This window comes from Commensalibacter papalotli (ex Servin-Garciduenas et al. 2014), from assembly GCF_000527695.1.
Taxonomy (GTDB): Bacteria; Pseudomonadota; Alphaproteobacteria; order Acetobacterales; family Acetobacteraceae; genus Commensalibacter; species Commensalibacter papalotli.
This window is the reverse complement of sequence record NZ_ATSX01000001.1, coordinates 1,302,967-1,315,201: the sequence shown is the minus strand read 5'-3', so window position 1 is coordinate 1,315,201 and position 12,235 is coordinate 1,302,967. Positions and strand designations below refer to the sequence as shown.

Here is a 12,235-nt window from a genome sequence, read left to right as displayed (position 1 = left end):
GCTTTATTTACAGACATTGTTTTTATCTGCATACATTATGTTAATATCATCAATAAATTGTTTTGTTGATTTTTCGAGATAAGGGGTGCGCTCTCCCAATATATAGCCACTTAATTGCGGTATTCTGATTAGATCTCCTGTGCGTTCAGCCCATTTTTCTTGCGAAAAGAATGGTACATTAAAAGGTATCGGACGTCCAAGAGCTGCAGCTTTTTGGTTTGCTTTGAAAACAGCAGCAAATACATAAGTATCTCCGATCATACATTGCAGATATTGTGGATCATTATTTTTGGTATGTTGGTAACAATCATAAACATCGTTCATTAATCCTTCTAAGCTGTCTTTACATAAATTGGGAAAAAAGCGTTCTGCAGTTTTTTTAATATAGGCATCGGGTGCTCTTTCTGGTTTTGATTGAGCCATAGCGGAGAAGGGAAGAGTTAGGAGAGATAGAAGAAAAAGGATTTTTTTCATTTTATATAGCTTTATTGAACAGGTTTAGTTTTAGTTATACAGCTGTTCTTGGGATCGGCGTTCATTGCATCTGAGGCATGTATAAATTCATTTGTTGATTTAACGAGATATGGGGTACGCTCATTACTTGGATAACCACTTAGTTGTGGTAAAGTTAAAAGTTTTCTTATGCGATTAGTCCATTTTTCTTGTGTAAAGAATGGCGCATCAAAAGGTATAGGCTGCCCAAGATCTTCAGCTTTTTTATTTACTTTAGAAGTTATGCTAAATACAAAAGCATCGGCGATCATACATTGTAGATATTTTGGATCATTATCTTTGGTATGTTGGTAACAATCATAAACTTCATTCATTAACCCCTTTAATCCCTCTTTGCATAAAATGGGAAAAAAACGTTGTTCCGTTGCTTCAATATAGGCATCGGGTGCTCTCTCTGGTTTTGATTGAGCCATTGCGGAGAAGGGAAAAGTTAGGAGGGGTAGAAGAAAGATGATTTTTTTCACTTTACGAAGCCTTATTACATTAACAAATTGTTTTCACTTTATTTCACTTTATTATTTTTGACAAGCTATCGCAATGATGCATTTATTTATTAAAAACAGGATAGGATTATGGCCGATATATCTTCTAACACATCTGTTCCCAGAGTAATTCCAACACATCAAGAAATTAACTCTGATACTTTGGAATATGGAAAACAGTTAGCTGCCTCTATTGCAAAATTAGATCAAACCGTAACGAATGCATATAACCATATCAATAAATTATTTGCCCTTTATGAACAAAATATTGATGAGATTGTAAAACGTCTGGTAAATGACGATTTTTCTCAAAAAGCAGAAAACAAAGGGGTTGCAGATTCTCAACAGCAAATTAATTTACAAAAGAATTATATTCAATTACTGGCAGATCAAAATGCTGCATTTTTAGAGTTCAATATTTCGCTTAAACAAATTGTTTCTAAACTAACGCCGATGACGGTTTCACAAACAATGCAGGCAGATAATAATACGGCTACTGCGATGCGGGTGAGTTATGAAGAATTAATGTTTAACCGGTATATGTCAAGTAAGTTTGGTGTGGATGCTGAACATGCAGATAATTTTCAGGAAAAAAGTAAGGCAATTCTTGATGTTAAAAATGATCAGAATGCTTTATTAAAAATTCCAATGATCAATGCATTATATCAACAAGATCATGGTATTTTAAAACAGATTTCAGGGGCACAAGATACCAAAGCATTAATTCCTATTTTAATTGAGGCAATGTCCAAAGCAAATTCGGCAGGAAACAAAGAGGCTGTGGCTGCTGGACAAGATTATTTTGGTAAAGATGCCAATATTTTTGCCTATATGACCAGTTCTTTAGTTAAAGTATTGGAAGGTCAAAGAAGAAGTGATTTCACCAGTGAAAGTTTTCGGTATCAAAGAGAGCATGATCCTGTTTGGATGGCAGAGCAACATGCACAGGAATCAAACAGAAATTTACCTTCAAATCTGAATTTTGTTGATGCACAAAGTGATTATAAAAACAATGTAACCATTACTGAACAAGGTGGTGTAACAAGATCTTCTGGTGTTCAAGAATATGCACTGAGAGAAGCATCAGAGAAGATGTTCAGAAACCCTGATGAAGCAGCCGCAATTTATGGTGGGGTTGATGATTTCAATAAAACTCTAGCTTTTATGAATCAATCACTGGGGGGTATTTCCCCTATGTTTGAAGGGTTAGGTGGAAGTGCTGGAAAAGCCAGTGAGGGGATGTCGGATTTTGCAAAAAATTTGAGCTTAACAGTTGAAGGGCTCAAAGCTACGGGGTTATTAATGGTTACAGAGGCTAATGCTCTGAATTATGCAATGAAACCTTATGGTGAAAGACCACCAGAATATACTCTTCAAGAGCAAAAAGAAAAGTTATTGCTTGCCAATAGTGAAAAAGAGAAAAAAGAAAATCAGGTTACCTTAGATTACTTAAAAGAAAAAAAAGGTTGGAATGTCGATTATAATAATGAAATGTTTCGATTTGATATTCGTGATAAGCAAGGAAAAGTCGTTGGAAATTCAGGGGAAAGGTTAGAGGATCTTACGAAGCGTGTGAATGAATTAAGAGCCCCTGGTAATCAGGAAAAAATTAAACAGTTAGAGGCTTGGTCAGGATATAAGGTTGATGTGGATCCGAAAACATTAGAGATTGGGTTGTTTACTGCTCAAGGAAAGATGGTTGCAGATATTGGCAAAAAATTAAAAGGCTCTTTTGATGATATTCAATGGGGTGTAGATAATGCTGTAAAATCACAATGGCAAGAGGATTATTGGGGACCAAAAAGAAAGCAAAATGAGCAGGATTTATCGAGTGAAGTTTATAATTTCAAAAAGAACATAAATAACGATCAGCGGAAAGTATCAGAGGGGAAAAATAAAAGCGTTATTTCTTCTTCATCTCAATTACAACAGGGGATGCCAAAGACTAATTTAAATAGTTCAGCAACCCAAGTAAGTAAACCGTCTCAGCAAGTAAATGAAGTAAGTATAACGGGTGGTAAACAGCCCCATCAGTTAGATGCAAAAAGAAAACAATATATCAATGAAAATTCGATAGTATCAGAAGGAAAAAATAAAACCATTATTTCTTTTTCATCTGAAGCACAACAGGGGATGACAAGGACTAATTTGAATGGCCCAGCGATCCAAATAAGCAAACCGTCTCAGCAAGTAAATGGAGTAAGTATAACAGTTGGTAAACAGCCCAATCAGCTAAATACAAAAAGAAAACGACAGATCAGTAAAAATCAGACAGTATCAGAGGGGAAAAATAAAAGTGTAATCCCTGCTCCAGCTGAAGCACAACGAGGGATGCCCAAGACTAATTTAAATAGTCCAGCGGCGCAGGTAAGCAAATCCTATCAGCAAGTAAATGAAGTAAGTATAACAGGTGATAAACAGCCCCATCAGTTAGATGCAAAAAGAAAACAACATATCGGTAAAAATCCTACAGCAGCTGATGTAAAAATGGGTAAAGACTGCTCTCATATAGAAAATTTGAGTAATACTTATAAATATGATGTAAAAATTACAGTTAATCCACCCAGTGGAGACCCAATAAAAATTGCACAACAAGTTTGTGAACAATTAAAACGTCATACATGTGGGAGTGGAATGGGAGATAGAAAATATGAGCAAAGGGCAACAGTTAAGTAGTATTTTAATTAATTTTAGTGGGTAATGAATAAATTAAATAGGCACTTTTACGGTGCTTTTTTTATGGAGGGCCAGATGGCAAAAATAGGGGTAGGGAATGTGTTGAGTTCCTACGCACAAAGTGCTGGGTGGAAAGCACTGAATCAACTGATTAATGCGAATTCCCGTTTTGGTATTTTTGATGCTAGAGGGAATGCGTTTTACGAAAAGGGATTAAGTGCGGACGAATTACAAGGGTTAGCAAAATATTTCAAGGTGTTAAGTGTAGATACTTCAACTGAAAGTGGAGTGACTGCATTAAATTATAGTAAAAATTATAATGTTACGACAGCCCCTGTTGAAAGCAGTAAAAGCGCAGATGGTCAAATAAAGGGCGGTAGAACGATGGCTTACAACCTTGTTGAACAACCTCGACAAGGTCAAATTACTTATGTTTCTACAGGGACTGAAAAACAACGTAAATTTTTTGAAACAGCTTTGGAAACAGCTCAAAGTACAACGACTTTATATGAGCTGCATACTGCAGAGCGCACTATGAAAAATATCAAGATTACGGGATATTCTGTTAATCGCAGTCCTAGCCAAGGTACTCAAATGGTGCAATATCAAATTACATTCCAAGAAATATTGGTTGTGCTCAATACAGTGGAGTTAAGTGGCGCTACTGATACTTATAATAACTCTAAAGCTCAAGGGCAGCTGGAAATAAATACACCTAGTGGCAGTCAAATTCAGGCCGCCAAAAAAAAACAATAAAAGAAGAATAATCATCATGAAAATCATATCTCTTAACTCTATTGATGCTCAAGAATTCTCATCTAATTTAGGTGGGATTGCTTATAATTTTCGTTTGCTTGATAAAGGTGAAGCAGGTGTTTTTTTAGATATTTATGATGGGGTTGATCCCGTATTAACAGGGATATTATGTCTGGATCGGGTGCGTTTGGTGCGTTCTGCATATTTAAATTTTCCCGGAGATTTAATGTTTGTCGATCAAGAAGGCTTTACGCATCCTGTTTATACAGGTTTTGGTTCTCGGTATTTATTATATTATTTAGCAGAAGGAGATGATGATGGAGCAGGAATGTAATGGTTAATGGTACAGATTTAAATTACTTTGTTGCAAAACCTAATATACATCATCATTCATTTGTAAAACGTTATCTTAAATTCGAGTTTGTTGGTGGTGTAGATCAAAACGGTAAACAAATTTATTTTTCAAAAAAAAAATCAGAAATAGATAAACAAACAGGTTTAAAAAAAGGGTCAACAATCGCCACTATTGAACGTTTGCAAGCTACTGTTTCAATCAGTTATAATGGTGGTACCAGTTTACCAGAGTGTGACTGTACGATTTATAACATGGATGAAACGCTAGCAAACCAGTTAACGACACTAGGACAATATCAAAAAAATGAAAAAGGATATGGCAATCAATTAATTGTTTATGCCAGTAATGATTCAGGAAATCCTGATAACCCTGTTTTTACCAAAGTATTTCAAGGAGGGATCAGTGTTGCATATACAGATTATGGTTCTGCGCCTGATGTGGTTTTTCATGTAAGAGCAATGGCTTTGGCAGGGTTAAATTTACATCCAGCTAAATCTCTTTCTTTTAGAGGTAAAGGCTCTGTAGCAGGGATCATTCAATCTATTATTGATAATTATCATAGTAAATTATCGTTAACTCCTGAAAGTCCATTATATTTAATATTAAAAGATTGTGGGGTTACTGCGACCCTAAATAATTCGAATTATCATGGAGATGTGATTGAACAAATTCGTCAATGTACGAATGATGCACATATAAGATTTAGTGTACAAAACGGAACAGTATATATCTGGCCAATGCATATGTCTTTGAATGCAGCATTGGCGCAATCAGGTTCAGGTAACAAAACACAAATAAAGCAAATGAAAACACGATTATTTTCAAATGCGACGGGAATGGTTGGTTATCCTGCTTATGCTAATGATGGTATCACTGTACGCTCTATATTTTCTGGCGATCTTTTATATGGTGAAGAGATTGAGGTTAAGTCAGTTTATGAACCTGCGTGTGGTTTATGGAAATATATGATCTCTATGCGACATGAACTTTCTTGTTTTACGCCCAATGGTGCTTGGACAACAACAATAGGGTTATCTAAAATATCTGAAGAAGAAAAAGCAAAGTTGAGTAAAAAGCAATGATGAATCCAAATAAAGGGAATAGCAGCCTAAATACTTTGGTTGGTATTATTGATAATGCGTTAAGCAGTGTTTCGACTGCGATGCCAGTTACTGTTATTCAAGTTTATGATAATCATACCGTTGATGTCGCACCAATGATTGATATGCTGGATAACGAAGGAAATGCAGTAGAGCACGCTCCTATTAGTGGTATTCCCTATGCGCGTTTGCAAGGGGGGGAGTATGGGTTAATTATTAAGCCAAAAGTCGGTGATAAAGGGTTGGTTGTTTTTGCATCCCGCGACATTTCTGATGTCGTGCAAAGTAAAGGAAAAGCAAAACCTGCAAGTTTAAGAAAACATTCTATGTCTGATGGTATGTATATTGCGTCTTTGTTATATGAAGAGCCAAAGACATACATGGAAATAACAAAAGATGCTGTATCAATCAATGTCCCGACAATAGGGAATGATGGAAATGTTGATGCAGGCAAAGATGCCACAAGTATCAAAGTAACAAAAAATAGTGTTTATGTTGCTGTTGGTAGCGGTGGAAAATCAAGCAATATTACTATTAAAAATAATAATTTAACAATAGAGTCTACAAAAATTACTCTTAAAGGTGATGTAGAAATCACAGGAAATACAACGATTGGTAAAGATGCAACAATAAGCGGTGACGCGACAATTGGTACAATTGCCTTTTCAACACATGTGCATAAAGTCATTGAAGAGGGTCTACCGACAAAAGGACCTATAGCCTCTGAAAAATCGCCACAGAAAAAAGAAACTTGATTTTTAAAATAATTAATTCTTATAATTAAATTAATTCTTATAATTAAACGATATTATTATTAAAGGGAAATATAATGCGATTATTACTGGCTCTTTTATTGCCATTTACGGTGTTTTTCACAATAGGAAAGCCTTTTCAAGGGTTCTTTTGTTTATTATTACAAATTACGTTAATCGGTTGGATCCCAGCAGCAATTTGGGCTGTTTATACGTTAAGTAATTGGCGAACGGATCAAAAATTAAGAAAGTATCAATAAGTTTATTGAGAACATAAGAATAACAAGCCACCTAAATTGGGTGGCTTTTTTATTGGGTAAAGTGATGGATTTATTATTAACTACGGATGAGGATTTACAAGTAGATCCGAATGTAAAATTGTGGGATTTAAAAGTAGATGTGAATGGTAATATCGCTATTTGTGAAGCACCTTATTCCATTGCACAACAAGCTGCGAATGAAATTAAATTATTTGAAGGCGAAGGATGGTATGACCGTTCTCAAGGAACCCCTCATTTTGCGCAAATATTGGGTATCAATAGTAATTTAGGATTAATCCGTAATATTTTATTAGCCCGAGTAAATGGGGTCGATAATGTAATGCGTAGCGATATAGATATGTATATCGACAGTTCACGCGTGTTGCATGGAAATATTTTTATAACCAGTAACAGTGGAGAAACCATCAATGTCGTCTACTAATCAAAATGATACATTTAAAACAAACCTTGCAGAGCTACAATTTACCACTAGTGGTATTACGCTTCCTGAAGAAAGTGAGATTCTGGATGCTATTATTCAAGATTTTCAAAATGCATTTGATTCCAAACTGCAATTTAAAAAAGAAAATGGTGAATTTTTACTGTCGACACCTCAAGGGCAACTGGTAACTTCTATTGCCGCAATTATTTCTGATCGAAACCGTTTATTGGCCCATTATGTGAATCAAATAGATCCTAATTATGCTGTTGGTCGTATGCAAGATGGGATAGGTCGTATTTATTTTATTGAACGTAAAAGAGCTACAAATACAACTGTGGTTGGCCGTTGTTATGGGAAAATTAACACTAAAATTCTAGAAGGAACAATGGTCAAAGACCAGCAAGGAAATGTTTATAAGTCTTTAGCAGATGCCACTATTAAAGACCTAGATGAACAATCAAATGCTTATGTTGATATTGTTTTTGAATGTCTTAAAAAAGGGGCAATTACCTGTCCAATAAAGACCCTAACAGAACGATATCAGGTCATTCAAGGATGGGAATCTATTACTAATTTACAAGATGGAATTGTCGGAATAGAAGATGAAAGTCAAGCACAATTTGAACAACGACGTCGCCAATCCGTAGCCCATAATTCTTTAAATAGTGTTGATAGTATTATGGCGGCATTAATTAACTTAGACGTGGTAGATGATGCTTATGTTATCGAGAATTATATAGACAAGGCTTTAGAAAAAGATAAAGAAAATAAATTTCAACTTCCAATTACGTTAAAACCACACAGTGTTTATGTTTGTGTTTCTCTTCGTACTCAAAGCACAAACAAAAATAGCAGCTCAGTGGAAAGTATTAAGTATCAAATTGCAAGATCAATATGGAGCAAAAAGCCACCTGGTTGTGCTTTAAATGGGAACGAAACAGTTGTTATTAAGGATGATACCAAAGATATAAATGGTAATTTGTTATATTGTCCTGATACTGCTCCTGAGTATGTCATTAACTTTGATGTTGCAGAGCCTAAACCAATTTGTATCGAAGTTAATATTGCAAAATTAAAACCTATAACAGGTGATCCTGTAACGCTTGTTCAAAATAAAATTTATAGTGTTTTTATGGGTAAAGATGGGGCTCGGAAACCACGGATTGGCAGTCAAATTTTAGCATCTCAATTTTATTGTCCAGTACAATCTTTAGGTGAATGGATCGGTATTCTTAGTATCAAAGTAGGCTTTTTAAGTGATCAAAAAGAGTTTCAAGCAGATCCAAGTTCTTCAACAGGGTTAATACATCCAACAGAGGATGTTATTCGAGTTGCGATTAATCAAATACCAACTCTGGACCCAAGGCATATTAATGTGACATTTGAAGAAGAGAAAAAGGATGTTTTTAATGAGTGATGAAGAAGTTGAGCAAGAAAAAAGTTGTCACTGTTGCAAAGGTAATACCGGTAAAACCACTGATGTGGATGATAAAATACAAGGTCCAGCATGTTTAGACTATAAAAAAACGGTTATTGCTCAATACTCTAACTCTCCTAGAATGCTTGCTTTACTGGATAGTATTGATCACAGGATTAAAGTTTGTGGTTTTTTTGATAATTTTTATCGCAACATTTGGAATGTCAATACTGCCCAAGGGTTTGGTCTAGATATTTGGGGAGTTATTGTTGGGGTTAACCGTACCGCACGTACGTTTATGGGGTTTTACTGGGGATTTTATGAAGAAAGCTTATTACTTGCCAGACCGTATTACGATATAGAGGGGTATAATTCTTCTTTATATGATTCTAACCTGCCAAACAATCAACAGCCCGAGGAATATTATGGTGCTGTGGGTATGTTTCGAGATCTTCAAGGCAAAGATGGAGATATAACGGAAGGTGATGGTAAAGACTTAATGCAGGAACATACATTTGATGATGATGATTTCCGGAAATTAATTCTGGCCAAAGCATACGCTAATATTAGTGACTTTAGCATTTCTAAGATTAATTATTTACTGATGACATTATTGGGTGAGAGCTGTTGTTGTGTAAATAGTTGTGAAACATGTTGCAAAGAATGTAAGACGAAACGCTCGATTTATATTCAAGATAATTTGAATATGAGCCTTACCGTAAAGTTAAATTGGCCTCCAACTAAAAGGGAAGTAGCCCTCATTTATAATACTGGATTGTTGTCCAGGCCTGCGGGCGTTGAAATGTATGAAATCGATATTCAAGTTAAAGAAAGTTAAAAGAGGCTATAATGACAACATCAGATAATGGACCAACTCCATTTATAACAATATGGGCAGAAAACGGGCAAAAATTTGAGTTTATCCCAGAGTTGGCAAAGGATAAAGAAACAACAAAAGATGAAAATGGCAAACCATTCCATCCTGCGAGAGCTACAATGGAAGAAGGTTTTCCTGAAGTTACGATGAAATCAGCAATGAGAGGTGGTGTTCCACCTTGGGGTCAAGATCATAATAAAATTCTTAGTAAAATTACTGATGCTATACAATGGATGCAGGCTGGTGGTTGCGCATTTTTTAATAAAGCATTATGCGATAAAATAAAAGGGTACCCAAAAGGAGCGATGCTTCAGGGGAAAAAGATAGAGAAAAATGATAAAAATGAAACTATAGAGGTGCCTTTATTATGGTTCTCTACAATTAATTCGAATTTGAATGATCCCAATACAACAACCAGCCCAGATAATGGATGGGTCAAACTTGATTTTGCAGATTTAGAGAAAAGATTGAAAGCTGCCGAAAATCATATCGTTATGATTAATAGTGATGAATATAATGATGAAAAGAATATTAAAACCTTTGGTGATGTTTATTATAAGCTTGGTACAAAAGCAGCTAAAGAAGGGAGTTGTGATACTCCTTTCCATGCAAAAACGATGAAAGCAGGAGAGTATCGTTTTTGTAATTCACCAGATGAAGGAGATGGATACATCACACAAAAAGAAAAATCCATAGATTTTTTTTGTGATAATCGAATGAATTTTAATCTGAAAGATAACCCTTTAAACCCTGTTATATCTATCTTGGGTGGTTGGGGATTTGATGAAAATGATAACCCACTATATAAAAGTTTTTGTCAATTTAATGCATCTTCAATTACTGCAAGTGGAGGTTGGTTCAGTACGGATATTCCATCAAGTGTAGATGGTGTTCCTTTTATGTTTAGAACCAAAGATCAGAAGATTGCATGGTCAACAGTAGTAGATAAATCATCAAAAAATCTGATTATGTCTTTTTTCAATCAAGGTTATATTGAAGATTCTCCTTCTTTTGAAGTTTTTGAGATATCTTCTGAAAATGGTGATATTAAGGCTATTAGGGGATCATTTCTTAATGTTGAAAAAGGTGATTTGGCCGAGTATTACCAGTCAGACCGTCAAGATTATGAGCCAGGAACGTTAATGTGTCATGGGGTAAATAGTGAAGTTACATTGTGTAAAAACTCTGATCAATTAGATAATTTTTTTGGTGTAATTTCAACTTGCCCTGCTTATATAATGAATGGAAAGGCCGAAAAAGATCCAAATGCTGTATTAATCGCATTAAACGGTAAAGTTCCTGTCAAGGTCAAAGGTGTTGTTACATGCGGTGATAAAATTACTGTTGGTCAAGATGGGTATGGAATTGTCAGTAAAGATAAAAATGATGTTATTATTGGCCGAGCTAAAGAAAATAAAATAACAGAAGAGGTCGGGTTGGTTTCTTGTTATGTCCAAGCTCATATTTAAGTAAAGGCATAGCAAATTATCATGGAAATTATATCAAGTTTTAATTTAAATCCATTGCGTATCTATACGGTTCCAAAGCGTATTAAAAATAAAAAAGGGATTGCAACTTTTCCTTCAAAACATATTGCTTCTTATCTTGATTACTCTGTTGATTTTTCTAACCAAATGAATGATGGTGAAATTATTATACAGGGAAAAACTCTATGTAATCATAGTGGAATACAAATTAATTCCTCTTTTTTTAAAGAGCACTCGTTAACAGTATTCCTTTCGGATGGAAAAGAAAATCGTTCATTTTATTTAACTTTTATTATCAAAACAAATCAAGGTAATGAGTTTTTCCAAGAAATTATTTTACCAACATATGGTTGTTTCATTGATAATATATCTCAGCAAAATTTTCAATTTATTGCGTTAGATAAAGAAAGTAATAATCCACATCCTAGGCCACCTTTAAATGCTTTGGCTATTGATGGTCGTTATTTAATTTATAATAAAAATTCATATATTATGGTATAATCAATGTTAACTACAAAATCTAAAGAAGATTGCAGTGGCGTTTGTAATCTTGAATTCTGTGAGCAAAATTCATGTGATACAGAATCCTCTAATGCAACGCAAGTCGTGCAAAAGACAAATACAATTTTATCAACAGATCAAATTTTAGTTTTGCGTAATGTAAATAATAACGGACAAGAGATTTATAAAGCTAGTTTTAATGATTTAGATCCTGATATTGCATTATCCATAATGGAAAAAGCAATTCAAGTGATGAGCCGTACAGATCCAGCAGATGGTAAAAGCCTATGGTTGGATGAAGGATTTATTCGTGTAGCTTCTGGAGATCCAGAATTATTGGGAACAATGGCACCTAGTGCTTTGCAAAAATCTTTAAAAGAGGTGTTTAAATATTTGCCAACATGTGATCCTGGTGATGGTAGTCCATGGTTAAATGGCGGAGTACTAATGCAAGGCTCAGGTGTATAATATTAAAAAAATTAATTATATCTGAAAAAAAATATTACTAAATCAGATGTATAAATTGAGTTATTTATTAATGTATTTTAAAATAAATTACGATATCTGATAATTAAGTTAAGATATAAATTATTATTTTAATACATAAACTATATTTT

General features: G+C 34.5%; 14 protein-coding genes. 12 read left to right on the top strand and 2 right to left on the bottom strand.

Features of this window, described 5'->3' with window-relative positions; translation table 11 throughout:
* Window positions 1–3: 3 nt before the first annotated feature.
* Window positions 4–474, bottom strand: a complete 471-nt coding sequence (locus tag COMX_RS05935; RefSeq protein WP_034338103.1) for a hypothetical protein — start codon at window positions 472–474, stop codon at window positions 4–6.
* Window positions 475–485: 11 nt separating this feature from the next.
* Window positions 486–977 (bottom strand): hypothetical protein, encoded by a 492-nt coding sequence (locus COMX_RS05930; protein ID WP_034338100.1) that lies wholly within the window; start codon window positions 975–977, stop codon window positions 486–488.
* A gap of 108 nt (window positions 978–1,085) precedes the next feature.
* On the opposite strand from COMX_RS05930, the gene COMX_RS05925 reads away from it, so the two are divergent.
* The 12 genes from COMX_RS05925 (at window position 1,086) to COMX_RS05870 (ending at window position 12,086) form a co-directional block, all read left to right on the top strand.
* Window positions 1,086–3,671: a hypothetical protein gene (locus COMX_RS05925; protein WP_034338097.1), complete on the top strand. Its 2,586-nt coding sequence runs from the start codon at window positions 1,086–1,088 to the stop codon at window positions 3,669–3,671.
* Between the two features lie 63 nt (window positions 3,672–3,734).
* Window positions 3,735–4,427 carry a phage baseplate protein gene (locus COMX_RS05920; protein WP_152534165.1) on the top strand — a complete coding sequence of 231 codons (693 nt, stop codon included), beginning with the start codon at window positions 3,735–3,737 and terminating at the stop codon, window positions 4,425–4,427.
* Between the two features lie 16 nt (window positions 4,428–4,443).
* Window positions 4,444–4,761 (top strand): phage baseplate plug family protein, encoded by a 318-nt coding sequence (locus tag COMX_RS05915; RefSeq protein ID WP_034338091.1) that lies wholly within the window; start codon window positions 4,444–4,446, stop codon window positions 4,759–4,761.
* Window positions 4,761–5,864 carry a hypothetical protein gene (locus tag COMX_RS05910; RefSeq protein ID WP_034338089.1) on the top strand — a complete coding sequence of 368 codons (1,104 nt, stop codon included), beginning with the start codon at window positions 4,761–4,763 and terminating at the stop codon, window positions 5,862–5,864. Before COMX_RS05915 ends, COMX_RS05910 begins: the two co-directional genes overlap by 1 nt.
* Window positions 5,861–6,637, top strand: a complete 777-nt coding sequence (locus COMX_RS10670) for a Gp138 family membrane-puncturing spike protein (RefSeq protein WP_051461907.1) — start codon at window positions 5,861–5,863, stop codon at window positions 6,635–6,637. The genes COMX_RS05910 and COMX_RS10670 overlap by 4 nt, the downstream gene beginning before the upstream one ends.
* A gap of 74 nt (window positions 6,638–6,711) precedes the next feature.
* Window positions 6,712–6,894 (top strand): YqaE/Pmp3 family membrane protein, encoded by a 183-nt coding sequence (locus tag COMX_RS05900; RefSeq protein WP_034338086.1) that lies wholly within the window; start codon window positions 6,712–6,714, stop codon window positions 6,892–6,894.
* A 40-nt stretch (window positions 6,895–6,934) separates the two neighbouring features.
* Window positions 6,935–7,336, top strand: a complete 402-nt coding sequence (locus COMX_RS10665; RefSeq protein ID WP_051461906.1) for a hypothetical protein — start codon at window positions 6,935–6,937, stop codon at window positions 7,334–7,336.
* Window positions 7,323–8,753 (top strand): baseplate J/gp47 family protein, encoded by a 1,431-nt coding sequence (locus COMX_RS05890; RefSeq protein ID WP_034338083.1) that lies wholly within the window; start codon window positions 7,323–7,325, stop codon window positions 8,751–8,753. The genes COMX_RS10665 and COMX_RS05890 overlap by 14 nt, the downstream gene beginning before the upstream one ends.
* Entirely contained in the window at window positions 8,746–9,591 is an 846-nt protein-coding gene (locus COMX_RS05885) for a DUF2612 domain-containing protein (RefSeq protein ID WP_034338081.1), read from the top strand. The genes COMX_RS05890 and COMX_RS05885 overlap by 8 nt, the downstream gene beginning before the upstream one ends.
* An 11-nt stretch (window positions 9,592–9,602) precedes the next feature.
* A complete protein-coding gene (locus tag COMX_RS05880) occupies window positions 9,603–11,099 on the top strand; it encodes a hypothetical protein (protein WP_034338078.1) in 1,497 nt (498 codons plus the stop codon).
* Window positions 11,100–11,120: 21 nt separating this feature from the next.
* Entirely contained in the window at window positions 11,121–11,618 is a 498-nt protein-coding gene (locus COMX_RS05875) for a phage fiber-tail adaptor protein (RefSeq protein ID WP_034338076.1), read from the top strand.
* A gap of 3 nt (window positions 11,619–11,621) precedes the next feature.
* Complete coding sequence (locus COMX_RS05870) at window positions 11,622–12,086, top strand: hypothetical protein (RefSeq protein WP_034338073.1); 465 nt, start codon at window positions 11,622–11,624, stop codon at window positions 12,084–12,086.
* Window positions 12,087–12,235 lie beyond the last annotated feature (149 nt).

Coding starts and splice junctions, on each gene's coding strand:
- COMX_RS05925 (WP_034338097.1), top strand. CDS start 1,086: ATGGCCGATATATCTTCTAACACATCTGTTCCCAGAGTAATTCCAACA.
- COMX_RS10670 (WP_051461907.1), top strand. CDS start 5,861: ATGATGAATCCAAATAAAGGGAATAGCAGCCTAAATACTTTGGTTGGT.
- COMX_RS05875 (WP_034338076.1), top strand. CDS start 11,121: ATGGAAATTATATCAAGTTTTAATTTAAATCCATTGCGTATCTATACG.
- COMX_RS05920 (WP_152534165.1), top strand. CDS start 3,735: ATGGAGGGCCAGATGGCAAAAATAGGGGTAGGGAATGTGTTGAGTTCC.
- COMX_RS05880 (WP_034338078.1), top strand. CDS start 9,603: ATGACAACATCAGATAATGGACCAACTCCATTTATAACAATATGGGCA.
- COMX_RS05885 (WP_034338081.1), top strand. CDS start 8,746: ATGAGTGATGAAGAAGTTGAGCAAGAAAAAAGTTGTCACTGTTGCAAA.
- COMX_RS05890 (WP_034338083.1), top strand. CDS start 7,323: ATGTCGTCTACTAATCAAAATGATACATTTAAAACAAACCTTGCAGAG.
- COMX_RS05915 (WP_034338091.1), top strand. CDS start 4,444: ATGAAAATCATATCTCTTAACTCTATTGATGCTCAAGAATTCTCATCT.
- COMX_RS05870 (WP_034338073.1), top strand. CDS start 11,622: ATGTTAACTACAAAATCTAAAGAAGATTGCAGTGGCGTTTGTAATCTT.
- COMX_RS05910 (WP_034338089.1), top strand. CDS start 4,761: ATGGTTAATGGTACAGATTTAAATTACTTTGTTGCAAAACCTAATATA.
- COMX_RS05900 (WP_034338086.1), top strand. CDS start 6,712: ATGCGATTATTACTGGCTCTTTTATTGCCATTTACGGTGTTTTTCACA.
- COMX_RS05935 (WP_034338103.1), bottom strand. CDS start 474: ATGAAAAAAATCCTTTTTCTTCTATCTCTCCTAACTCTTCCCTTCTCC.